The following is a 23,976-nucleotide window of genomic DNA, read 5'->3' on the forward strand; positions in this document are numbered from 1 at the left end:
CATAACTAAAAAGAATATCTTTTCTTATTACAATGCTTTATTTAACTAAGAAGAACACGCAAAATAACTCTCATATTATGTACATGACGCATTAGCAGGCCCTATGCAATATTTCCCCATTTTTGTTGATACTAAAGAACTGAACTGTCTCGTTGTCGGTGCAGGGGAAGTGGCTGCCCGTAAGGTAGAATTACTCCTTAAAACCTCTGCCAAAATTACGGTTGTCGCCCCGTGGGCATGTGATACTGTTTTGCGCTTAGCTGAAGAAGGCAAAATAAGCCTGCACAATCGCGGTTACGAGCAGAGCGATCTCAACGCTAAGCAATTAGTCTTTGTCGCGACTGATGACAGCGCGCTAAATGTGGATATTCATCAGCAAGCAAAAGCATTGAACATCTTAGTCAATGTGGTGGATAACACGCCTTTATGTCAATTTATTACCCCCTCAATAGTTGACCGCTCACCCATTATTATTGCCATGAGTAGTGGCGGCGTAGCACCTGTGCTACTTCGCTATTTACGCCAAAAACTCGAATCGATTATTCCGCAAAAAGTCAGTCTACTGGGGCAGTTTTCAGAAAAGTTTCGTGAAACGGTAAAAGCACGCTTTAACTCTGTCACTAAACGTCGTTATTTTTGGGAAGATGTACTCGACGGCGATGTTGCTGAACAAGTGCTACAAGGCAACGAGGGCAAAGCAGAGCAGATGATGCACGATAAACTTGCCTTAGAAGAACACGATTCGGGCAAAGGCGAAGTCTACTTAGTGGGGGCAGGCCCAGGGGATCCTGATCTTCTAACCTTTCGTGCTCTACGCTTAATGCAAAAAGCCGATGTGGTGGTATATGACCGCCTAGTATCAAAAGAAATTTTGGAGCTTGTACGCCGAGACGCAGAAAAGATTTACGTGGGCAAAGCTCGTAGCCTACATACAGTGCCGCAAGAAGAGATCAACGAACTGTTAGCCGATTTAGCCTTAAAAGGTAATCGCGTGGTGCGATTAAAAGGCGGTGACCCTTTTATTTTTGGTCGTGGTGGCGAAGAAATAGAAACCTTAGTCGAAAAAGGCGTGAGCTTTCAAGTTGTACCCGGAATTACCGCTGCCAGCGGTGCCGCTAGCTATGCGGGCATTCCTTTGACTCATAGAGACCATTCTAAGTCTGTGGTTTTCGCCACTGGACACCTGCGTGACAACAGCATTAATTTAAACTGGCCAATGCTCGCACAACCAGAGCAAACCACCGTTTTTTATATGGGCCTAACTGGCTTGCCAGTTATTTGTGAAAAACTAATCGAACATGGCTTACCTAACAGCACAGAAATAGCCCTAGTGCAGTCAGCAACCACTGCTGAGCAAAAAGTCGTTACCGGCAACCTTGCTAATATCCAGCAACGTGTAGCAGAAGCAGGTATACAGCCACCCGCCTTAATTATTGTGGGCTCTGTAGTTAGCTTAAGAGACAAACTTAACTGGTTTGGCAAAGACGCTTAAGGCTTTTTTGCCAAGAATATAGTGTGCTTTGTGCCTTTATCCGCTCGAGCTGATGCCGTGCGGGTATCCACTTGATAACCAGCACGTTTCAAACGCACTTCGAACAGATAATCGGGGCCCGCAGACCAAATAGCTAATACCCCTTTAGGGTGAAGCACTTGGTAAATGTCCTTCAGCCCCTGCTCAGAATAAATCCAATTGTTGTCAGTATGGGTAAGTCCTTCGGGACCGTTATCGATATCCAGTAAAATAGCGTCATAACGAGCGATTCCACTGTTGAGTAATTGACACACATCCCCTTGATGAACTAGCGCTCTAGGGTCTTCCAAAGGTTTTTTGGCGCATTCACCTAACGGACCCTGATTCCATTTAACCACTTCGGGGATGAGCTCAGCCACGGTCACGCTGGCCGTATCATTCAATATATTCAGCGCGGCCTTTAAGGTGTAGCCCATTCCCAGACCGCCCACCAGCACCTTGGCATTATCCACTGCTTTTAAATGAGCGCACCCTACCTGTGATAAGACTTTCTCTGAATTAAACTCGCGGCTATTCATCAACTCCCCACGTTTGCCAGTAATACGAATGGAAAACGCATTCCCTCGTTGGTGTAGGGTTAATTCGCCGCCGTCATTAGGGATCTGTGCGCTATCGAGCTGAGTCCAAGGAGTCATAATGTGCCTAGTGTGATATGAAGCTTTTGTGGCGCGCACTTTAGCACATTATTGAGATGCGCTTTAACTGAGTACAGCTAAGCGAAGGAAAATTGCTACCAATAGCGCTCTTGCGTAATTTGCCCAGGAGAACGACGCAAATGCTTTTTCAGCCCCATACTTTTGAGCACGACCATGGCATCTTCTATCATCTGCGGGTTACCACACAGCATCACTTGGCTTTGCTTGGCATCAAGTGGTTGCTCCGCGTGTTGAATGATCTGCCCAGATTGTAATAACGCTGGAATACGCCCATGTAACAGACCATCAACCTTGTCTCGACTGACAATAGGCACATAGCTGAATTGCCTAGGATATTGACGCTGGCACTGTTGAATTAAGTCACTGTAGGCTAAATCATTTTGATGACGGGCAGCGTACACCAAAATCACGTGTTTATAGCGTAGCCATATCTCTGAGCCGGCTAAGATAGATAAAAACGGCCCAATACCCGTCCCTGTACCAATCAGCCAGATATTGTCACTATCAGGCACCTCATTGAGCACTAAAAAACCGGTAGCTGGTGCCATGACTTTCAAGTCATCATTTTCCTGCAACTCATGCAGTTTTGGTGATAACACACCGTCTTCAACCGGCACAGCCATGATTTCAAGTTGCTTATCTTGCGGGTGGCTAACCAAGGAATAGGGCCGTGACACAACCCCATTGTCTTGCTCAATACCCACTTTGGTAAATTGTCCAGGGGTATACTCAGGAAAGTCAGCGCACTGAAAACGCAGACTAAACAAATGGTCGTTCCAATCGATTCTTTTAGTCACTTTTGCGTTTAACCACTGTGCCATATATCCCCCAACTGCAAAGACTGAGGTTAAACGCTATCATGATAACGCTCTTCATGCAGTGGATTTTACACTTCCCAGCCCTTGCCTGCAGATCCTTATTTTACTAAAAACCCCATTGCAAATTGCTTTGCAATGGGGCGGTGATGAACGTGGAATAGGTTAAAACAGGCTCATTTATTCACCAAAATGCATTTTGAACTCCACCCCATAAAAACGTGGCGGACCAGCGACAAACGTGGGATTACCAAAACCTCCCCCTGTGTTACCCGCATCAACAAGATATTCTTTATCGAGCAAATTATTAGCAAACAAGCTAACTGCCCAGCTTTCTTCTTCACCTGCGATCCCGATCCGCGCACTGACTAAACTAACTGCGTCTTCACTGATATCTAAACCTGAAATTGGCGCATTAGCCGGCTCAAAAAATACGTCTGAGCGGTAGCTGTACACTAACGAACTTGTGAAATTGTATCCCTCGGCCAACTGCGTCGCATAAAACATTCCTAAGCTGCCAGTCCATTCTGGCTGCAAACGAAAGCGATTGCCGGCTAAATTACCATTGGTACTGTCATCATCAATCGTCGCATCTAGATACGCTAAATTAGCAAACACTTCAAAATCAACGCCTAACAACGCACGTACCTCTGCCTCAGCTCCAACATTGGTTGCCGACCCTGCGTCCGCAGCAAATGCCACGCCGTCGTCGTCTAACAAGGTGACTTGAAAATTCGAATAGTCTTGATAGAACACTGAAAGGTTATAGTTAACAGATTTATCAAGAGCCTGACCTTTCACGCCGGTTTCATAGTTCCAAATGATCTCCGCAGGCACTTCAGTAACCGATCTTTCCCCCAGACCATCTTCTCCACGAACAGAGGTTACGTTCAGTACGTCTGAACGACGGCCTTTAGAAATGGTCGCGTACATATTGATGTCTTCGTTTAAAATGTAGAGCATGTTAAAGCGCGGAAGCCAGTCGTCGTAATCCTCTTCAGCCCGGAAAATTTGACCGTCGGTGTCAACGGTAAATAATTCACTGCCCGTTAGCACACTCGCTGGAGCGTCCGAGCGATAGCCACTTGTTTTGTCTTCGCGCACGTAACGTAAACCGGCGGTTAGCTCGAGTGCATTGCTAATGGCGTACGTTACATCAGCAAATGCAGAATAGGCGTCGGTTTCTCCGTAGTTTTCAAACTCCAAACTGTAAGGCAGTACTTGAGCAGCACCTTCGGTTAAAACCGGGGTGAGTATAGGAACAGAGCCATCGCTTGCAATACAGGGTTGCGCAAACGCAGCAAAGACACCTAAGCAATTCAAAAAGATAGACTCTTCTGTACTAAAAGGCACTGCTTGGCTGCCGTCTTCAGTGAAATAGCTAACACCTGCGATAGTGGTCAGTTTATCTCCTTGATGGACAATTCTTAGCTCCTGGCTGAATTGATCACCTTGTGCATCTTCGGCAAACTCTAAAAACCATGCTTGGGTTCCGTCGGCATCAAATACTTCTAATGAATCAAACTGTCGGCCTGCAGTAATAGACGTAAAAGTCAGCTGACTGTTGATGTCCCAGTTCAGGGTTAGGTTGATATCTTCAACAGTCCGCTCAACCCCTAGCCCGTCATTGCCTAATACCGATTGCGAAACCGGACTACCTGACATTTCTACAAAGCTAAAAGGGCTGGTATCTCCACCTGTCGGTGCATAAAGACCATTCTTAAATGAGGTTCCACTATCGTCATTTTTCTCATAGGTATACACCAAATCAATTGTTAGATCTTCACTAGGGGTAAAGCGCAACGATGGACGAAATGCCGTTCTCTCTATGCCATGCATGTCTTCTTGATCGTATCCGTCAGGGTTTTGTGAGTCAGCTTCGCCAGCAATATTGCGAATAAAGCCATCTCGCTGACGATAACTAAACGCGAATCGGCCTTGCACCTGGCTATTCCCGCCCGTAACGAAACCACTTAAGGTTTCAGCAGAATAATTTCCTATGCTCGTTTTTATTTCAGCGCCAAACTCTTCTTGAGGTTTGCGCGTAATGACACTGAGCGCGCCCACTGAGGCCGCTGTGCCAAACAAAGTTGCTTGTGGGCCTTTAACCACTTCAATGCGCTCAATATCAAACAATTCAAAATATGAGCCCCTTGAGCGAGACACGTCAGCACCGTTGTAGTAAATCGAAACCCGTGGGGCAGCTTGCGATGAACCACTGTCAGACGTGATCCCACGGATCACAAAGCCAGGGTTATTAGGGCTTTGTTCTTGAATCACCAAGCCTGGGGTAATGTCTGAAAGCATGTCTAATTCAGCTACCCCAAGACTTTCTAAAAAAGCACCGTCATAGGCACTAATGCTTACAGGCACATCTTGAATAGATTGGTCGCGTTTTTGCGCAGTAACGGTAATCTCTTCGATTTGATGAGTGCTGCTTTGTGTCTGAGCATAAACCTGTGAACCAATGAAAGCGGTAATTAAAAATGACAATTTACTCAGAGTAAAAACAGGGGGAAGGGTGATATTCATCTATATTCCATTTAAAAGTGACTGTAATTAAAAGCAGACAACTTACTGAGTAAATACGAAATTTAGATGACTGTTAAGTGACAAATAGATGACCATATTAATTACGCCAACTATTTAAAATTATTAGATTTTTTTAGATTATACGTGCGGATAAAGCTGGCGAATAAATACGGTATAACCATCCTTAGTTCGATGGTTATACCTAGTTATTCACTCTCAGTGTAAACGCAAAGAAGCGACTTAAGTGTTATTTATTCAAGGTGAACTTTGTATCCTGGTCACGTAATAAGTACAACGCGAAACATGCCGCCCACATAGGCCATGCAGCAAAAAATAACAGATGGTTAAACGCATCAAAATATTGATTAAAAGCAGATAAAGTAGAAGCGCCATGCATGATAAAAATAATCCCATAAGTGAAACGTTTTTTAATACCCGCCACGAATGCAAGCACTAATAAAAGCTGTAGCGCCCCCATAATATAGGCAGTAGTCTCACCTAATCCTGGAATAGAGTAGAACTTTTCGAAAATAGCGATGCTATGACCTGGATTGACGAACTTGTCTAACGTCCAAATAAACATCACAATGAACACGCCTACACGTAAGGCAAATAAAGACCACTGTAAACGGTTACGCACGTCGTCAGATACCGCGTCACTCATGTTAACTCCTTGATTGTCACTATATCAGCTTAACAATGATAAGCTGGCCGTTAGAATCGGCACATTAATTTTAAAATAAGCGGCACGCCTGCTACTGCATTAACGTTTGGCTACGATTACTACCCAAAAGTAGATACACCACCAGACCGAGCTAAACGTGTTTTCTTGCAGCGAATAACACATTATTTTCTAATAACGCGATGAATTGCCAATGAGTAAGGTTGAATGACAGGAGCGCTACGCCAGTAAACCCGTTTGGGCCACAAACAAATTGAGAAAGAAGCTGCTTATAATGGTAAATACCAAGTTGACAGCGATACAAATGCGATGCAGTAAAAAAAGATAATATTATGACCTCACACCCTCTTGCCCAAATCCGTGGCTTTATATTTGATTTAGACGGCACCTTGGTCACCTCAAAGCTCGACTTCGTATACCTACGCACCCAACTAGGTTGCCCAGCGTCAATTGATATCTTGCAGTTTATTGCCGGATTACCAAACAAAGAGCAGTTGAGTGCAAATAAGATTGTTGAGGATTACGAGCTAAACGATGCTCAAGACGCATTGTGGATAGAAGGCGCTGAGCAACTTATACTAGCCTTGCATCACAAGGGCTTACCTACTGCCATAGTCACACGCAATAGCCAGCCTGCGACCGAGCTAAAACTAAAGCGTCACCGTACTTTATTTTCCCCAATATTAACCAGACATGACGCGCCGCCTAAACCTGATCCCAGCGCGTTATTAACTATTGCCCAAAATTGGCAGCTCCCTCCTAGTCAATTGGCATATGTGGGTGACTATGTATACGACCTTGAAGCGGCAAAAAATGCGGGCATGCTAGCCTGCCTCTTCGCACCAACTGTATTACCTGATTTTGCTCATCAAGCAGATTGGGTGTTTAGACATTTTTCTGAGTTTGAATGGGCTGTGAGCGCCGGTTAGCAAAAAAATAACCAGCCGCCCGTAGAATAGTTAGACGTTCATTCACCCTACAAGGTCGCTACATCATATTAGGGTAAATGCTGAAACATATCCGCCGCCAGCTCAGCTTCGTCTGCAGTGTTGTAAATATGCCAAGACAAACGAAAACAATCCTCTCGTTGGTCGAAATAAGCATGGGCAGCCTTTAACTTATCTTGCAATGCTACGCTCTTCTTTTGACTCAAGTGCAGGCACAAAGTGCCGCCTGTTTGCTCAAGGTTGAGCGGTGTTAATAGATGTTGCTCAGCCTGTGCTAAAACGATGTTTTGTAGGGATTTACTGTGCTCGTATATCGTCTGTTGGCCAATTTGGTTTATTTGCTGCAAGCCTACCAGCGCACTGGCATAAGGCAAAATATTTGGCGTGCCGCCCCAAAAACGTTTGGCATCTTGCGCATATGCAAAATGCTCGATATTGAATTCAAATGGATCTTGATGAGAAAACCAACCTAACTGTTTTGGTCTTAGCTCCTCTATGTGCGCTGGATTTACCCACATAAACCCAGCGCCAGGTCCTCCGCATAGCCATTTTACGCAAGAGCCTAATAGCGCATCAACCTGCCATTCTTGCAAATCAATTGGTATCACACCTGCTGATTGAGCGACATCCACTACGACTCGCACATTATGCGCTTGGCACATCTGCCTTATCAGCGGTACGTTGGACACAATGCCCGTGTTAGAGTGCACATGGGTGATAACAGCAACAGCCACATCATCGCTCAGGTATTTTTGCCACGCTTCGAGATCGTTAGGGTCATAGCCCTTATCAATCAATGTAAGTTCAAAGCCGATGTTTTGCAGACCTTGCACCGCAAACCCCAAAGAAGGGAATGCCGACGCATGCATCAGGACACGTCGTTTCTTTTTCCCAGCAGCAGTCGTGTTGCGCTGCTCCGGCAAGGCCTGTAAATACTGACTTAACCCGCTAGACACACTGGGCTGCGGGCAAAAATCCGCACTGTTGGCATTAAACAAGTTGCTCAGTTCATGACAAAACTGCTCGATAACCGTTAACCAAGTTGGCCAAGCGTCTCCCCCTTTTTGCTGCCAAGGTTCAAAATACGTTTGCCCTACCACACTGCGAGTAAGCACAGGTAAACACCCTACGGAATGACTAAGTAAGTAGAGCCCCTTCGGTAAAGAAAACTGCTGACTGGCGTCTTGCACTATGACTCCTCGCTCGCGGTATGATGAAATGGGCAGCCACTGCTAGACGGGTCATTTTCACTATGAATTGGGCTGCGCACTTCCCCATATGCTTGGCCCCAACTGTCTGTCATGCTGCTGCGCACCTGCCATAATTCAGGGAAGAACCTGTGTTTTGCCCCCTTTTCTAACAAGGTAACGGCTCTGCCTTTCAATGACTTGGCTTCAAGACCAATAGAGCGCTGAATAAGGAAGATATGCAGACTACGAAATTTCTGTAACTGCTCATCAAATTCGGCTAAACATTCCGCCACTATGTAACTTTCGTCATGGCTATACTGACTGTCGTATACCTGCTCAATGGATTTACTCCGTCCAGTAACATACCCCTTATCAAACACAGTCCACAGATCTTCTGGCATTTTTAAAAGGGTACGAAAGCCCGGCGATTCTTGACCACTGCCATTACCCAGTTGCAAACGAATTTGTTGGTATTCTTTTGGTGACATGGTTTCCAGTAAGTCTAGTTGCTGACTCATCATGCGCTGAATAAAGTTTACCCGTTTCATCAGCGACACCACACGTAGGGTATTTTCTTGGGCCATGTATTCCAATACATCCACTAGGGTGTAGATCATAAGCTTCATCCACAACTCTTCAACCTGATGCACAATTTGAAACTGCAGCTCATCACCATTGCACAGCTCGGTGAGGGGCTTTTGGGCACTTAGTAACTGCTGGCAATTCAGATAGGTACCGTAATCAAGCATATCTGGGGTATCGAGTAAGTTGTGGTATTTTTGCCGAAAACCGCTTTGGGTATGTTCACTGGATGATGCATTCTGCTGGCTCATAGAAGACTCGCTTTTAACTGGATGGGCTCTAAACCTATTGTGATTAAATGCTAGAACATTCGCCTTCGAACATTGTTCTATTTATACTGCTTGGAGATATAAAATTAGAACACTGTTCTTTCCCAAAGCAATATTGAGGAACATATGCTAGACAACAACAGCAAAAAAATAGTTAAAGCACTAGAAAACGACGCTCGCATGTCTTTCGCTGCCTTAGGGGATGAAATAGGCATGAGTAAGACCCCCTGCTGGAACAAGGTGCAGCAACTTCAAAAAGCGGGAGTTATACAAGGTTACAGCGCCCAACTTGACCCGAAAGCTTTAGGTCTCACCATTCGAGCCTTGGTTCATGTTGTGGTGGATTTTGAGCAATATCAGGCATTCGAACAGGCGATTCTTGAGCACAAAGCCGTTCGGTCGTGCCATGCTGTTACCGGTGATTCAGACTACGTGTTGGAAATACTGGCCGCAGATATCGATGCCTTCGACGAATTGCTTCGTGCTCAACTCAGCCGACTACCTGGCGTGCAACGCTTTAATACCGCCATTTCTACCCGTATGGTCAAAAACAATGGGGCTTATGCGGATATGTTGTAAGTCTTAGCGCCTTAAAAATGGGTTGGCTTTTTGAACGAATCGTCCTAACAAAGGTGTATTAAGCGCTATCGCCCTTACCGAATGATTCCACAAAAGCCTCAACAAAATTAGCGGGTGAGCGCTCATCCATATTAAAATACAAACTTGGTTCAATCAGTTCGATTTCAATCACGACATACTCTTTTTTATAGCGTAATAAATCAATTCTGACATAAAGAGCATCATCCGGCAGTGATGCCATAGTATGGCGAGCTTGGGTGAGCATTTCTTCATCAGGCTCTACAGCTTGTAATCTGCCGCCATGTTCTTCTTGCACTCTGAAATCACCTTGTTCAGGTTGCTTTAAAATGGCATGACTAAAGTGACCGTTAAAATAAAATAACGAGTACTCCCCTTGGGTAACGACTGCCTCGATAAAGGGCTGAACCATAAACGCTCGGTCGTCGAATACTACTTTTAGGTTCTTTGCTTGGTTTAGTAATTGCTCGCGATCCAGCAGATAGGTGTCATCCGCATTCGCACTAACGCAGGGCTTAAGCACTAATTTCTCACAAGAAAAATGCTCAAAACCTGCACTGACCTGGGCCAAATCAAAGGCATCTAACCAAATAGTCGGCACTATGCTAATTCCCTGACTGGCAATATCTTTTAAGTACTCCTTGCTTATATTCCACGTTAACAAGCGCAGGCTATTGGCTAAAACCGCTCGCGAGTCTTCAATTCGTCGCAGACATTGCATGAACTCCCTTGCATGTTGCTGATAATCCCATGTGCTGCGCACCACCACGACATCAAAGCTGTTCCAATCGATGTTACTGTCATGCCAAGATACCGCGTCAACATGCCAACCAACCTGCTTCAATGGTGCATAAAGTAACTCGTCATAAACGAAGTAACCTTCAAGGTTATCCGTGGATAAAAAAGCACAACGTTTCATAGAGGGGTGACCTTTTTGCTTGAAATATGAATTGATTTATTCAACTTGGCTACACATTCAGTAACGCCTGAATAGCCTTGGGTATCACTGCTGGCTCATTCACCACCACAGTTTTATGGCGATTCAATTGGCCTTTAATGAGCGCCACATTAGATTTCGCTACACCACACTGCTTTGCTAAATATTTGCACAGATGGGTATTCGCTTTGCCATCAACAGGTGGTGCGGTTATCGCGATTTTCAGCGCATCGCCATGCATACCCACGATTTCGTCACGAGAGGCTTTCGGTTGTATATAAATACGCAGCTGTAGCGCTTTGTTTTTCATTTGAACAGCATAGTTCATCGATGCTTTTTCCGTTGTGCTCGTTGCCGTCGCCTTTGCTCACGTTTCATGTCTTGGCGTTTTTTATCGTTTAGCACACTGTAAATAATAGCCAACAAGCCGGCGACCAAAGCTACCACCAACGCAATCCCTATCCATTGGCACAACAACGGATAGGCACATGGTAGACCGACTTGAATAGCTGAATCGTTCATCAGGTTATGCGACTCTCAAACAGTAAAAAAGTAGAAACAACGCATTACATCAAATTTGGCGGAACAATTCCGTAGCGTTCCATATGTCGATAAATGGTCGAACGAGAAATACCTAATTCTTCAGAAGCTGCCGTAATATTCCATTGATGCAGCTTTAAGGTTTCCACTAGCTTTCTCACTTTAGCTGGGTATTGTTCAGCATAAATTTGGGAAATGTCACTTGTCTGTAGTTGCTCTGGTGCCTGGCCTTCGACATTGTGATTCTGGCTAGCGTCCTCAAATAGTTCATCCGGTAAATCGTCAGGCCCAATGGTATTGTCTTCACATATCGCTAAAGCAAATTGAATCGCATTACGTAATTGCCGCACGTTGCCTGGCCATGAATAACCAAGTATAACCTTCATTGCTTCGTTCGATAACTTAGCCGATACGTTAAGCTTTTTAGCTTCTTGCGCCACTAGATTCATGGTAATAAACCCTTTATCTGTGCGGTCTCTAAGGGCTGGCAAGTTTAAAATGGCGCCGTTCAAACGATAGTATAAATCTTCACGAAATGTTCCTTCGCTTATGAGCACCCTTAGGTCTCTGTGACTTGCCGAAATAACATGTAGGTCTACTTTTTCCGGCTTATTCGCCCCCACAGCCATGACCTCTTTTTCAGCGAGAACACGTAGTAAGCGAGATTGCAGTTGCAGTGGCATATCACCAATTTCATCCAGAAATAATGTACCACCACTGGACTGCATGATGAGTCCTTTTTGGCCTTTGGTGTTCGCTCCAGTAAAGGAACCCGCTTTATAACCAAACAGTTCGCTTTCAATTAACGCTTCAGGGATAGCGGCGCAGTTCACCGCGATAAATGCATTACCTGCTCGCGCACTGCTATCATGTAAAGCCCGAGCCATCACTTCTTTACCTGTACCTGTTTCACCGCCGATAACGATATTCACATTTTTATCAACTAAGCGTTTCGCTCGGTTTATCGCTCTGTCCATTAGCGCATCATTGTGACTCAATCGCTCTAAAGGCTGAAAATTATGCTGCTCTTTTTCTACTGAAACTGATTTCATCTGACTGCCCTTAGGTTCAATCAGCCCAGCAAAAAAGAGTTCGTGCTTATCCCGTGTGATCAACATTTTTTTGCTGCTATTCTCACCATTTCTCGCAATGTCCATCAACTCATCAAGGGTACACTCAAAATAATCTGTGACCGGTTTTCCAATCAGGCTTTTCACCGTACAACCACTTTTCATATGTTTGGCTGCTGCTTGGGTTGCGCCAAGAATATTTCCGTCACTTCCAAGTGCTATTAAATTTTCCGTTGAAACATCGACAAACTCTGAAGTGTTTGTGAAGCGAATAATCCATTCATTTGAGAAGTGACGAACAAAATTTGCACTCTCAATTTTTCGCGCATACATGCTGACCAATTGACTCGCTAAAATTTGCCCCTCTTTCGCCGCGGGTGAATGCAATGCAGAAATATCTAACACAGCCAATAGCTCACCTGTTGGGTCGCACACTGGCGCAGCTGAGCAGGTCACCTGTATGTCTCGCACATGAAAGTGATCTGTTCGATGACAGATTACGGGTCGTTGAGTACGTATGCACAGAGCTGCGCCATTAGTGCCCGAGCGCTCTTCACTCCAATCGGCACCCAAATAAAGGCCTGAATCTTTAAGCTCACTATCGAAGCATGTATTACCTATGTAGTCGACCGTAATGCCCGTCGCATCTGTCAGTAGCAGAACATAATTTAGGCTTGCCACGTGTTTATATAAGCCTTCCATACCGATGCGGGCTACGTGCAAAAAACTGTCGATTTGATCTTTATGCTCGAGTATTTCGTGGGCTGGTAGAATATGTGCCGGCGCAGCAACGCCTGGGTTCAACTTGTACTCTTCAATGCAACGTTTCCAAGAATCTGTGATGTAGTCTTCTTTATTTATCTGCTGCCCAAGGGGTGTTGCTGAAGCAGCATTTATAACGCGACTAATGTGCTCTTCGTTGTGGTCGGATCTGCTCATATTACTCTCAGCATGCGTAACATCGATACTCGTTATGGCTTATGCCTGTTGCCAATTCCGGCATGATAAACAAGAAAATAACCGTTACACCCTAACAAGATATTTGCATTTATACACTTAATGTTAAGAAGGTTGAACGCTTGGTATTTGCTTATTATTCACAGAAAAACTGTAACACTAATGTTAATGAAACACTATTTTCGGCAGCTATATTAGTCCCTCTCGTAAGGATTTTAGGAGGTGATAAATAACGCAACACTAAAATGTTTTGCATAAATAGCCTCAAACGAATAAAAGAGAGCCCCGTACTGATTGGCTCTCTTTATCACGCTACCCGATTTAAGCTGTTTTCATAGCAAGCGAATTCACCAGCGACTTATATCAGCGCCGCCTGTTCTTGATGATAATCAAACGCTAAACAGGCCTCTACGATTTTTTCTACATTGGGCAATGCCCACTGCTCCATAATCGGTGAAAACGGGATCGGAATATCAGGATAAGCAATACGTTTAGGCGCCGCTTTTAGTATAGAGATATCTCTCTCGACGACCGAGGCCATGACTTCTCCGCTCACGCCATAACTATGATAATCCTCATCCACTACGACTAAGCGCCCGGTTTTTTTAACCGATGCGAATATATAGTCTCGATCAAGAGGAACTAACGTTCTTAGGTCAATCACCTCAGCGCTAATCCCGTCTTGTTCAAGCGTTTTCGCTGCTTTTAAAGCGTGGTGAACGCCCACGCCCAAGCTAACAATGGTGACGTCGCTACCTTCTTTTGCAGTGCTCGCTTTGCCAAACTCAACCACGTACTCTTCTTCTGGAACGTGCACAGTGGCCCCTTTTTCAGTTCCTAGCCACCCCATGCCCTGAAGCGATTTGTGATACATAAAAATCACCGGATTATCATCACGAATAGCGGCAATCATCATACCCTTAGCATCGTATGCGTTACTTGGCACAACCACTTTCATTCCAGGCAAGTGGGCGAAGGTACCGTAAACACATTGTGAATGCTGCCCACCATCGCTATAACCGCCACCAGTAGAGGTCATGAGCACCACAGGAACCTTGACATTTCCTCCTGAAAAGTAGGCATTCTTCGCCATGTTGTTGTATATGGCATCAAAACATACGCCAAAAAAGTCAACAAACATCAATTCGACGATAGGTCGCATTCCATCTGAGGCGGCACCTACCGCTGCACCCATAAATGCCGTTTCAGATATAGGTGTGTCGCGCACGCGTTCTGCACCAAATTCATCGTACAGCCCACGCGTATTCCCAAATACACCACCAAGGGGCCCCACATCTTCACCCATTACAAATACACTTTCGTCTGTGCGCATTTCTTGGGCGATGCCTTCAGCCATTGCTCTTGCGATAGTTAGTTTTCGCTCTTTAACTGCCATGATATTCTCTCCAAGTTTCTTGTTAACTATTCTGTCTCGTTATGTCGCTGGAACTAAACAAACACGAAATCCATTGCCTCTTCGGCAGGGGCATAATCACTGCTACGAGCAAATTCAACCGCTTCTTCAACGCGGGACAAAGCCGCTTTTTTCATCTGCTCGTTCTCGTCAGGCGTAATGACCTTTTCATTTAGCAGTGTCTGTTCGAACACAAGAATGGGATCTTTTTCGGCCAACGCAGCTTTTTCTCCTGCGGGTCGGTAGTCTTCACCGTCTCCCATAAAATGGCCTGCTAAGCGATATGTTTCTAAGTCGAGTAAGCTAGGTCCTTCGCCATTTCGGGCACGAGTTATCGCTTCACCTGCGGCTTCGAAAATAGCGACAGGATCATTACCCGGTACAAAAACCCCAGGGATGCCATAACTTTGCGCGCGCACAGCGTTGTGCGTTACTGACATAGAGGTTTCTTTTGCCACCGATATACCCCAAGCGTTGTCTTCCACTACGAAAACCACTGGTAGTTTCCAGACGGCGGCAAGGTTCAGTGATTCGTGAAATGCGCCCTGATTCGACGCAGCATCTCCTATGTATGAGATTGCAACACCTGGTTTATTTTGCAGCTTTCTAGACAGTGCCGCCCCAACAGCAGGCCCCATACCTTGGCCTATAATCCCAGAGCATGAAAAATTCACGGCTGGGTCAAACAAATGCATATGCCCACCTCGTCCACCGCTTAATCCGCTTTTCTTGCCAAATATTTCCGCGGTCATTCGTTTTAGATCAACACCTTTGGCAATCGCTTGGTGATGCGGTCTATGGGTGGCTGTAATGATGTCATAGTCATGAAGGTGCGCGCATACACCGACTGCGCATGGCTCTTGGCCATTGGACAAGTGCATTTCCCCCGGAATTGTGCCTTTGGCCATATTAAAAACTGGGGATTTCCCCTCTAGGTATATTTTTTCAATCGCTTGCTCGTAGTAGCGACTGACAAGCATGTGCTCGTACATCCAGACTTTTTGCTCTAATGATGGTTTCATGTTTAATTCTCCGCAGAGTTCATTTCAATTTCTGAAAATGCAGCTACAAAAGTTAGCTGGCTAGAATTCAGAGCTTTTCGCTATGCACGCTCAATTAACGAGGTAGTGGGCTAACCCTTTTCTTCATAAGGTGTACATTGAGGTTGCTGGTATGTTGAATTGCAAGCCACAAGCCAATGTAGGAAACAGCCTCCCAAAAGATTGTAAAATACTGATATTAAAGTATTTATTTAAAGTGCATCAGCAAAAAAATCTAGCAACTCCACCTGTTATTAATATTCCATTAGCAAAAATGCAACAAGTGTCCCAAACCGCTTTTTCTACTGTAATAATTGGCGTTTGATGAACATAAGTCAGTAGTAACATCAGGTCTTCAGCGTCGCTTTGAAATAAAGCTTGGTGGAGAGAAGATTGAAAGAGGAATATACAATGCGTCGATTGCAACGCTGGTAGATTGCAACGCGGATCGATGACAACGCTGTTTGACCAACACGAGCAGCAGGGGCATTAGCCGAAAAACCATCGGCTCATAGCAAGCAAAAACCTGAACTATAAGCCGATAATTCAAGACATTACTTTATATTTCCTTCTTGAGCATTTGCTCCGCTATGTAATCAGCTTGTCGGATGGCTAAGGCAACAATAGTCAGCGTAGGGTTAGGTGATCCGCTAGAGGTAAATTGGCTTCCATCAGAGATAAACAGGTTATCAATATCGTGTGATTGACCCCATCTATTTACCACGCCATCTCTGGCTTTCTCACTCATACGATTAGTGCCCATATTATGGCTTGCAGGGTATTGAGGTAAGTTTACAATTTGCTCTGCCCCTACCGCTTTATATATCTTTTCCATGGTGGCAAGTGCATGCTTGTGCATGACTACATCGTTGCTGTGTGCACTTTTGCTAACAATAGGCACGGGTAAGCCATATTGGTCTTTCTCTGTGGGATGCAAAGAAATGTTGTTTTCCTCCATCGCAAGATCCTCACCAACAATCCACACCCCAGACATATGGTTGTATTTCTCGATGGTTGAGGCGAATCCTCTTCCCCAGCCACTAGGGTTAGGATCCATAAAAGCAGACATAAACGGCAAGCCAAGGGATAAGGTTTCAATGGTATAGCCACCGACAAACCCACGAGACGGGTCGTCCCGACGCTCGTCGCCAACAATCCCTGCACAGGTGGTTCCTCTGTGCATGTTGACCTCTTCAGGCATCACTGCATAAACACCGGCAGTGTTGTGTACCATATAATTTTTGCCAACCTGTCCAGAGGAATTGGCCAACCCGTCTTTGAACATATTAGACTCTGAATTAAGTAATAGACGAGGTGATTCAATTGAGTTGCCAGCAACGCACACGATGCGCGCTTTCTGGATCTGGGTATTGCCCTGTTCGTCGACATAAACAACGCCAGTGGCCCGGCCTTTTTTGTCATGCTCTATTCTTTGCACCATGGCGCCTGGTCGCACTTCGCAATGACCTGTCGCTTCGGCTCGTGGTATCTCTGTGTACATGGTTGACCATTTAGCGCCGATTTTGCAGCCCTGCATACAAAAACCAATTTGCTGGCAGCCCGGACGACCATCTCTGGCCTGAGAATTAATCGCCATAGGACCCGACACTATATCTTTATAGCCCACCCTTTTAGCCCCTTCGGCCATCACCTTGAAGTCGTTATTCCAAGGAAGATGCGGCATACCTGTGACATTTCCAGTCACGCCCATTTTAAGCTCCGCCTTATCGTAATACGGCGCTAATTCACTCAGCGAAATTGGCCAATCGAGTACATTGGCTCCGGCAATTTGGCCGTTAATAGTCTGTGTTTTGAATTCATGCTCTTTGTAACGTAACGCTACGCCAGCCCAGTGAACCGTGGAGCCACCAACACCTTTTACTATCCAAGCGGGTAAACTTTTATGGTTCTTAGTCAAATGCCATCCACCTGAAGAGACTCTTTTATCTAACCAAGAGATCTTGCTAAACATTTTCCATTCATCGTTTTCTATATCGCCAAATGTAAAGCGTTTACCCGCTTCTAATACAACGCTGCGGATACCTTTCTGTGCGAGTTCATTAGCCAGTGTGCCACCGCCCGCACCAGAGCCTATGATTACCACTACACTACTGTCATTTAAGTTAAATTTACCGGTCATCTGTTATTTCCTTCTGCCTGTTCGATTAAGGGGAATTGCGCGTAACTACAGCCATTTAAGGTCGTTAAAACCTCGATGCAGATACCCACCTTTTTCCCATGAAGAGCCCTCATAACCGAACATTGGCCAGACTTCTGGATTGTTATATATTCCGAGCATTAAGGTGAATTTCATCTTTGAAAAAAACGCTGTTTCCTCAATGGTGCGCAACAAAGCTTCCCTTTCCGACTCTTCTGTAATCGCTAGAAATGGTGCGCCTTTCTTACTCATTGCTAGCCTATCTAGCGCATTTACCCCCTGCTGTAAAAGCTCCAAATGCGTTTCTTTTAGTGGCACTAAGGGCTGGGTGTAATACTTGTCTTCAAGCATGTCATGGGGATAAATATCTCTGGCTATTCTTAGCAGTGTTTGATCAAACAGTGACGCTTGACTGCCGGCTGCGAGAGCGTCCGAAAATATGAGACCCGGTACGGCGGCAATCCCACCGCCAGCGGCAGCGGTTTTAATGCTGTTTTTTAAAAAGTCACGACGGGATATGGACTTATCTGTGTTGTTATTCATTGTCTACCTTCCAAACGTAATTAACTTTAAAATCACAGGCATCATGCATATTGCTTAAGTTGTTTGACTCGTCTCCACCTTCAAATAAGCGATCTTTGTCGCATCACAATGTGAGAAGCAGAAAGACACCTGCCGACCTAGAGCACAAGCAAGTCATCTTAGTTGGGCTCCGGACTACCCCGACTCAGCACGAACTATGCCACTCGCTTGTAACGCCTCTGCAGCCCGCAAAAACAATTAATTTTCCTTTTATTAACAATGGAGGGGGAAGCATCCCACTCACCTTGTTAATAAAACGTTGGCCAAATGTTGCGACAAGTGTGTCATTTACTGCGACACATGCAGCAGCTTAACGAACCACAAGTTAGTGAACTGCCCTATTCATAGGCCGAGAAAGGTTTTCGTCACCAGCTACCCTCCACACAAGCCACATATTGAATTATCAAGAAAAAGCGCTACAAGCCCATAAAAACAAGAGCTTATAAAATATCCTTTCGCAACAAGCTACCCAAAGTCTTATGAAAAATTAATGTAAATAATATGTATGGCTCGCAAGTTGCTTTTAGCCATATGAATACGAACCTAGAGTGCTTAACCCATTCTAGAGACATGGTTTGGACACAAAGATACACCTGTCCACTCAACCACTATTGAATGCAATATAGGAAGTGAATGATGCGAACAAACTCTTTTAAAAAATTAGCGATATTTGTCCTAAGCACCCTGCCCTTTTTATCTCAGGCGGCTATGCCAGGAATGAAAGGCCCACAACACTTTGGCTTTACCGTACCGAATATGGATGAAGCGGTGACCTTTTACGAGGAGGTAATTGGCTGTGAAGGGTTCTTCTCTATTGGCCCTTTTGGTCCGTTTGAAGATGACTGGATGACGACCAATCTAAACGTAAATAAAGAAGCCGTTATCAAATCTGCGTATATGGTGCGTTGCGGCAACGGTACAAACTTTGAAATATTCGAATATACCTCACCGGATCAAAATACCACGTACGTTAAAAATAGCGATTACGGTGGCAACCATATTGCGTTTTACGTCGAAGATATTGACGACGCAGTCGCCTATCTAAAGAAACACGGCGTTCAAGTACTGGGAGAACCAAAAACATTCACTGACACAGGGATGGAAGGACTTTCTTGGGTTTACTTTTTAGCGCCTTGGGGCCAGCAATTAGAAATACTGTCATACCCAAATGGGCAAGGCTATGAGCGAGAAACGGAGCGACGTCTTTGGGATCCGCGCGATTAAACACGAATTCATAACTATGCATTAAGGCTTTTCATCGACAAGGACGTCACCCCTTTTTGTTTTATTTTGAGCTGCCACAGCGCTGCATCTTGGCTGCGCTAATTGGAAGCCAGCACTTTTATTCAACAATCAATGTTAACTTTTTAAAATAGGAATACCGATATGACTACCAACATTATTATCCCCGCTGACTTATGGGAAGAAGATATCGAAGCAGTTGTGACAACGTGGCTCACATCAGATGGCAACACAGTGTCAAAAGGTGATTTAGTCGTAGAGGTGATGGCTGAAAAAATCCAATATGAAATAGTGGCACCTGCAGACGGCAAGCTGACGATATCAGCTGATGAAGATGAAGTTGTCAAAAAAGGCGATGTAATAGGGACGATAAGCTAATGGAAACAGCCATCAATATTGTTCCGCTGCGCGGTGTAAGAGGTATGATTGCCGATAAGATGCAAAAGAGCTTGGAGGAGTCTGCCCAGCTTACGCACCATGCGCAAGCAGATGTCAGCTCACTGATGGCCATGAAAGAACGGCTTTCGAGAGAAGGTACAAAGGTGTCTATTGAAGATTTGGTAATGCATGTTATTTGCTCTGTGCTGGTCCGCCACCCTAATATGAATGGCGTAGTACAGGGCAAAGAGGTGCATTTGCATGAGCAAATCCACTTGAGCATGGCAATGGCGATGCCGGGTAACCTTTTAGTGGCGCCAGCGATTTTTAAAGCCAATCAAAAGCGGCTGAGTGAACTACGTGAAGCCCGCCAAGATTTGTCGGCTCGCGCTAGGGCAAATAAGTTAACGGTACCTGAAATGACACAAGGTACATTTACTATCAGTAATTTAGGGCTTTCTCGTGTGCATCATTTCACACCAATATTAAACACGCCGCAGATTGCTCTGTTAGGTATAGGAAGTATTATAAAGCAAGCAGCCCCTGCACAAGATAACACGCTTGAGTGGAAACCTATGATGGGACTGTCATTAACCTTCGATCATCGCGCTGTTGATGGTGCGCCAGCAGCCGACTTTCTAACGGATGTTTGTCACTCTATTGAATCACTATGAACCATACTCGAGCCCTACCAGCAACGATCCCCACTGTCGATATCAGTCAGGCACTTGAGCACGAGCGCCTGATGCTGGAACACGTTGTCACGGGTAAAGCTGAGAATGCTCTTAGTATTTGGTCTGCCGAGCAATCTCTTGTTGTTCCGAAACGATTATGCTCTAACAGTAAATTTGCCGTCGCTGCTGAAAAATCCAGACAAAATGGTTGGCCAGTGTCTATTCGCAACACAGGAGGAGATGCGACCCCGCAAGGAAAGGGCATTTTGAATGTCTCTTATGCTTATGCATTAGATAGTAGGCCGAGTATTGAAGCAGCCTATTTAGATTTATGTCGCCCTATCGCAGATTTCATTGCGTCTCTGGGACACAAACCTGAATACCGCTGTGTACCCAACGCGTTTTGTGACGGCAAATTTAATGTGGGTTCACAAGGACGAAAAATCGCCGGTACTGCCCAACGATGGGCTATCGGAAAAAATAAGCAAAAATCTAGCGTATTGTTCGCTCACGCGTTGATATTGGTAAATGCTGATATTGAAAAAGGCACCTACGCTATTAACAGCTTATATAAAGATTGCTCGCGCCCCGAGCGCGTCGAACCGCACGCTCACATCAATATCGCTGATCTGTATCCCCCAGCCAAAACCGATTCGCTGTGCTATGAATTAGCCACCTTCTTACACCAACGCTATTCACTATTACTTAGTGCACAGCTTTAAACTTTAGAGTGCATTGCTCATAGATGCATAGCTCAATAAACGCATCGTCACTAAAACGGATTCAACGTAAAGCCTTTCTGGGCAAACAAGGCATGCGCCGTCATGGCCGACAAAGCCATTTCAACGTCGTCAATCATGTCTTCATTCGCCATTTGATGGTACGCCGCTGATTGTCCACATTGCACTATTTGCACCCCGTTTTTCATCAATATAGAGAGCAATTCTATATTGGGATTTTCTTTTCCATACTTGGCTTTATACGCCTTGGCACTGCGCATTTCGTTAGTGGCACTGCCATGCACAACAATAGCGAGGTCAATATTTCTAATGTCGACGCCGTTAGCCACATGCATGTTTAAAAATCGAGCAACGCTGTCGTAGCCACGGTTGAGGGTACCGTCTTTACCTGCTTGACTCACATCGAATACCACCTTGAGTTCAGTGCTTTTTTCAACCGGTATATCTTGTTGCACAGGTGCATGTTTTCCGTAACCGAAAATCACTGGGCCATCGCTAAACTCCGCTGCAACGGCCTGAACATTCGTACTCAAAACCAACAGCAACGTCACGTTCTGCATTAACGCTTTTATCATCATCTTTAATCCTTGCATACAGACACTAACCTTATTCAATTTGTGGTTTAGCCAAATCTGCTTCGCGACTGGCTTTAAAGTCAGATGCCATTTTCCATTTCGGCCAAACTCTTGAATTGGCTAATGTTTCGGTAATATCAACCATTAGCTCAATATCTTGCTCTACTCCACCGAGCGACCAGTCTGCCGAGAAGTCATCTGCCGCCTTATGGTATTTATGGGCAATATAATCAGGATCCGTGTCCCCTAAGCTCATAAACAATAAACTTGGTACACCCTGTTTCGCCATTGAAAAGTGGTCAGAGCGGAAAAACAAACCGTTTTGCGGTCTAGGATCGAGCTTTACACTTCGCTGCTGCTTATTAGCGGCGCTGGCGAGATAGTCTTCCATTTCAGATAAGCCATCGCCATATTGCAGAATGTAATCCACTTTATCTAATACGTTCATGCCGTCAATGTTGACCAAGGCGACCATATTTTTAGTAGGTATTATTTCGCCTTTAGCAAACTGCTCAGAGCCAATCAATCCCGTTTCTTCCGCGGTGAAATTGATAAACAATATGGAGCGCTCAAACGGCTTTTCTTTATGCTTGCCCATTAGTATGCGTGCCATTTCCAGCGTGCCTGCTACGCCAGAAGCATTGTCCACCGCACCATTATAGATAATGTCGCCGTCAGGAGTTTGCTTGGTGCCGAAATGATCCCAGTGGGCGCCGACCAAAATATACTCATCTGGATATTTTCTACCAACGATTTTGGCAACAACGTTATGTGAAGTTGCGTGACTAATGGTGTTTTTTAGGGTGAGATTAGCGGTTTGTTCTAAGCTCACTGGCACAAAATCTTTGTCCAATGCTCGCTGTTTAAGTTGCTGATATTGAAAACCTGCCTGTGCGAAAATTTGCTCAGTGGCCGCTAATTGCAGCCAGCCCATAATCGGCAGTTTAGATTTATTCTGTTCGTTATCGACCAAGGTGTATTTGCTGCCGGTATTAGAGCTTTCCACCACGCCCCAAGGGTAAGCCGCTGGTGCAGTCTCGTGCACAATCAACACCGCTTTTGCCCCTTGGCGAGCGGCCTCTTCATATTTGTACGTCCAGCGTCCGTAATACGTCATAGCATTCCCGGTAAAGAGTGCTGGATCTTGAGTCGCAAAGCCCGGATCGTTCACCAACACGATCACCGTTTTGCCTTTCACGTCAATATCGGCGTAATCGTTCCATTGGTATTCTGGGGCATTAATGCCGTAACCCACGAAGACCAACTCAGAATCAATTAAGTTAATTTCAGTGCTAATTTGTTCTGTACGTGCGGTGAAATCTTTGCCAGAAGTAAAAGACAGCTCGCCTATAGTTAGGCGCATGTTTTGATCTGGGGTAATTTGTGCCATTGGCACAGCCTGTAGGTATTTGCCGAGGGGGGATGCGTCATCACTTTTCGGGTTTGCTCCTTTTAACCCCATATCGCGATATTGTTTCGCTAAATAAGTGATCGTCAGTTCTTCACCCTCGGTTAATGGGCCCCGTCCTTGAAACGAATCTGAAGCCAGTGTCTTAATATGTTCAGCGACGTCAGACAAATTGACCTTGAATTCAGACGCGCCATCGCGCTCAACCTTCGCCATTAACTCAACGGGGAGACAAATAAATACCAAAAGGACAAAACCCTTAACATAATTGTAAAACTGGTGACGTAAATTTAAACACTTCATCGGTAACATCCATTCGTATACATTTTGCTAGTTTGGCACAGTTAACATGCTAATTTCACTGAATTTAACGCTAAATTCGATTCGCAGTCACAGGGAAAATAATTTGATAACTAATTAGGAATGAAAGATGTTAACCGATATACTTTTGTTTACAATT

The 23,976-nt window shown here is 45.0% G+C and carries 23 protein-coding genes; 7 read left to right on the forward strand and 16 right to left on the reverse strand.

The annotated features are described in order from the left end of the window. The first annotated feature begins 103 nt into the window (after window positions 1-103). The gene (gene cysG, locus FX988_RS10720; RefSeq protein ID WP_160179757.1) at window positions 104-1,492 is read left to right on the forward strand and encodes a siroheme synthase CysG; all 1,389 of its coding nucleotides are present in this window, start codon (window positions 104-106) and stop codon (window positions 1,490-1,492) included. On the opposite strand, the gene FX988_RS10725 is transcribed toward cysG, so the two are convergent. From FX988_RS10725 to FX988_RS10740, 4 genes are all read right to left on the reverse strand, one after another. Then, window positions 1,489-2,166 (reverse strand): hypothetical protein, encoded by a 678-nt coding sequence (locus tag FX988_RS10725; protein WP_160179759.1) that lies wholly within the window; start codon window positions 2,164-2,166, stop codon window positions 1,489-1,491. The genes cysG and FX988_RS10725 overlap by 4 nt on opposite strands. Before the next feature lie 95 nt (window positions 2,167-2,261). After that, window positions 2,262-3,008: a ferredoxin--NADP reductase gene (locus FX988_RS10730; RefSeq protein ID WP_160179760.1), complete on the reverse strand. Its 747-nt coding sequence runs from the start codon at window positions 3,006-3,008 to the stop codon at window positions 2,262-2,264. 174 nt (window positions 3,009-3,182) lie between these two features. Beyond that, window positions 3,183-5,534, reverse strand: coding sequence for a TonB-dependent receptor (locus FX988_RS10735; protein WP_160179762.1), 2,352 nt, complete (start codon window positions 5,532-5,534; stop codon window positions 3,183-3,185). Window positions 5,535-5,781: 247 nt separating this feature from the next. Further along, window positions 5,782-6,198 (reverse strand): hypothetical protein, encoded by a 417-nt coding sequence (locus tag FX988_RS10740; RefSeq protein ID WP_160179764.1) that lies wholly within the window; start codon window positions 6,196-6,198, stop codon window positions 5,782-5,784. 350 nt (window positions 6,199-6,548) lie between these two features. Between FX988_RS10740 and FX988_RS10745 the strand changes: the two genes are divergently transcribed. Then, window positions 6,549-7,145, forward strand: coding sequence for an HAD family hydrolase (locus FX988_RS10745; protein WP_160179766.1), 597 nt, complete (start codon window positions 6,549-6,551; stop codon window positions 7,143-7,145). A 68-nt stretch (window positions 7,146-7,213) separates the two neighbouring features. Here the strand turns inward: FX988_RS10745 and FX988_RS10750 are convergent, their stop codons facing one another. Beyond that, window positions 7,214-8,353 carry an aminotransferase class V-fold PLP-dependent enzyme gene (locus FX988_RS10750; protein ID WP_160179767.1) on the reverse strand — a complete coding sequence of 380 codons (1,140 nt, stop codon included), beginning with the start codon at window positions 8,351-8,353 and terminating at the stop codon, window positions 7,214-7,216. Then, window positions 8,353-9,186 (reverse strand): tryptophan 2,3-dioxygenase family protein, encoded by an 834-nt coding sequence (locus FX988_RS10755; protein ID WP_160179769.1) that lies wholly within the window; start codon window positions 9,184-9,186, stop codon window positions 8,353-8,355. Before FX988_RS10755 ends, FX988_RS10750 begins: the two co-directional genes overlap by 1 nt. A gap of 144 nt (window positions 9,187-9,330) precedes the next feature. Between FX988_RS10755 and FX988_RS10760 the strand changes: the two genes are divergently transcribed. Next, on the forward strand, window positions 9,331-9,783 hold the full coding sequence (locus FX988_RS10760) for an Lrp/AsnC family transcriptional regulator (protein ID WP_160179771.1): 453 nt from the start codon (window positions 9,331-9,333) through the stop codon (window positions 9,781-9,783). Between the two features lie 58 nt (window positions 9,784-9,841). On the opposite strand, the gene FX988_RS10765 is transcribed toward FX988_RS10760, so the two are convergent. The 8 genes from FX988_RS10765 to FX988_RS10800 form a co-directional block, all read right to left on the reverse strand. Beyond that, entirely contained in the window at window positions 9,842-10,720 is an 879-nt protein-coding gene (locus FX988_RS10765; protein ID WP_160179773.1) for an ATP-grasp domain-containing protein, read from the reverse strand. A 49-nt stretch (window positions 10,721-10,769) separates the two neighbouring features. Further along, on the reverse strand, window positions 10,770-11,066 hold the full coding sequence (yggU, locus tag FX988_RS10770; protein ID WP_160179774.1) for a DUF167 family protein YggU: 297 nt from the start codon (window positions 11,064-11,066) through the stop codon (window positions 10,770-10,772). Then, the gene (locus tag FX988_RS10775; RefSeq protein ID WP_160179776.1) at window positions 11,063-11,260 is read right to left on the reverse strand and encodes a hypothetical protein; all 198 of its coding nucleotides are present in this window, start codon (window positions 11,258-11,260) and stop codon (window positions 11,063-11,065) included. Before FX988_RS10775 ends, yggU begins: the two co-directional genes overlap by 4 nt. Before the next feature lie 44 nt (window positions 11,261-11,304). Further along, the gene (locus FX988_RS10780) at window positions 11,305-13,287 is read right to left on the reverse strand and encodes a sigma-54-dependent Fis family transcriptional regulator (RefSeq protein WP_160179778.1); all 1,983 of its coding nucleotides are present in this window, start codon (window positions 13,285-13,287) and stop codon (window positions 11,305-11,307) included. A gap of 376 nt (window positions 13,288-13,663) precedes the next feature. Next, entirely contained in the window at window positions 13,664-14,701 is a 1,038-nt protein-coding gene (locus tag FX988_RS10785) for an alpha-ketoacid dehydrogenase subunit beta (protein ID WP_160179780.1), read from the reverse strand. 53 nt (window positions 14,702-14,754) lie between these two features. After that, window positions 14,755-15,741, reverse strand: a complete 987-nt coding sequence (locus FX988_RS10790) for a thiamine pyrophosphate-dependent dehydrogenase E1 component subunit alpha (protein WP_160179781.1) — start codon at window positions 15,739-15,741, stop codon at window positions 14,755-14,757. A 577-nt stretch (window positions 15,742-16,318) separates the two neighbouring features. Next, a complete protein-coding gene (locus FX988_RS10795; RefSeq protein ID WP_160179783.1) occupies window positions 16,319-17,899 on the reverse strand; it encodes a GMC family oxidoreductase in 1,581 nt (526 codons plus the stop codon). A gap of 45 nt (window positions 17,900-17,944) precedes the next feature. Beyond that, window positions 17,945-18,460, reverse strand: coding sequence for a gluconate 2-dehydrogenase subunit 3 family protein (locus FX988_RS10800; RefSeq protein WP_160179785.1), 516 nt, complete (start codon window positions 18,458-18,460; stop codon window positions 17,945-17,947). Between the two features lie 672 nt (window positions 18,461-19,132). Between FX988_RS10800 and FX988_RS10805 the strand changes: the two genes are divergently transcribed. From FX988_RS10805 to FX988_RS10820, 4 genes are all read left to right on the forward strand, one after another. Beyond that, a complete protein-coding gene (locus FX988_RS10805; RefSeq protein ID WP_160179787.1) occupies window positions 19,133-19,723 on the forward strand; it encodes a VOC family protein in 591 nt (196 codons plus the stop codon). A 162-nt stretch (window positions 19,724-19,885) separates the two neighbouring features. Further along, entirely contained in the window at window positions 19,886-20,119 is a 234-nt protein-coding gene (locus FX988_RS10810) for a biotin/lipoyl-containing protein (RefSeq protein WP_160179788.1), read from the forward strand. After that, window positions 20,119-20,793 (forward strand): 2-oxo acid dehydrogenase subunit E2, encoded by a 675-nt coding sequence (locus FX988_RS10815; RefSeq protein ID WP_160179790.1) that lies wholly within the window; start codon window positions 20,119-20,121, stop codon window positions 20,791-20,793. The genes FX988_RS10810 and FX988_RS10815 overlap by 1 nt, the downstream gene beginning before the upstream one ends. Continuing rightward, entirely contained in the window at window positions 20,790-21,515 is a 726-nt protein-coding gene (locus FX988_RS10820; RefSeq protein WP_160179792.1) for a lipoyl protein ligase domain-containing protein, read from the forward strand. The genes FX988_RS10815 and FX988_RS10820 overlap by 4 nt, the downstream gene beginning before the upstream one ends. A 50-nt stretch (window positions 21,516-21,565) precedes the next feature. Here FX988_RS10820 and FX988_RS10825 read toward each other — a convergent pair whose 3' ends face one another. Then, entirely contained in the window at window positions 21,566-22,108 is a 543-nt protein-coding gene (locus FX988_RS10825; protein WP_368361912.1) for a DsrE family protein, read from the reverse strand. A gap of 31 nt (window positions 22,109-22,139) precedes the next feature. Continuing rightward, complete coding sequence (locus FX988_RS10830) at window positions 22,140-23,732, reverse strand: M28 family metallopeptidase (RefSeq protein ID WP_412761935.1); 1,593 nt, start codon at window positions 23,730-23,732, stop codon at window positions 22,140-22,142. Window positions 23,733-23,976 lie beyond the last annotated feature (244 nt).

Source organism: Paraglaciecola mesophila, from assembly GCF_009906955.1.
GTDB lineage: Bacteria > Pseudomonadota > Gammaproteobacteria > Enterobacterales > Alteromonadaceae > Paraglaciecola > Paraglaciecola mesophila_A.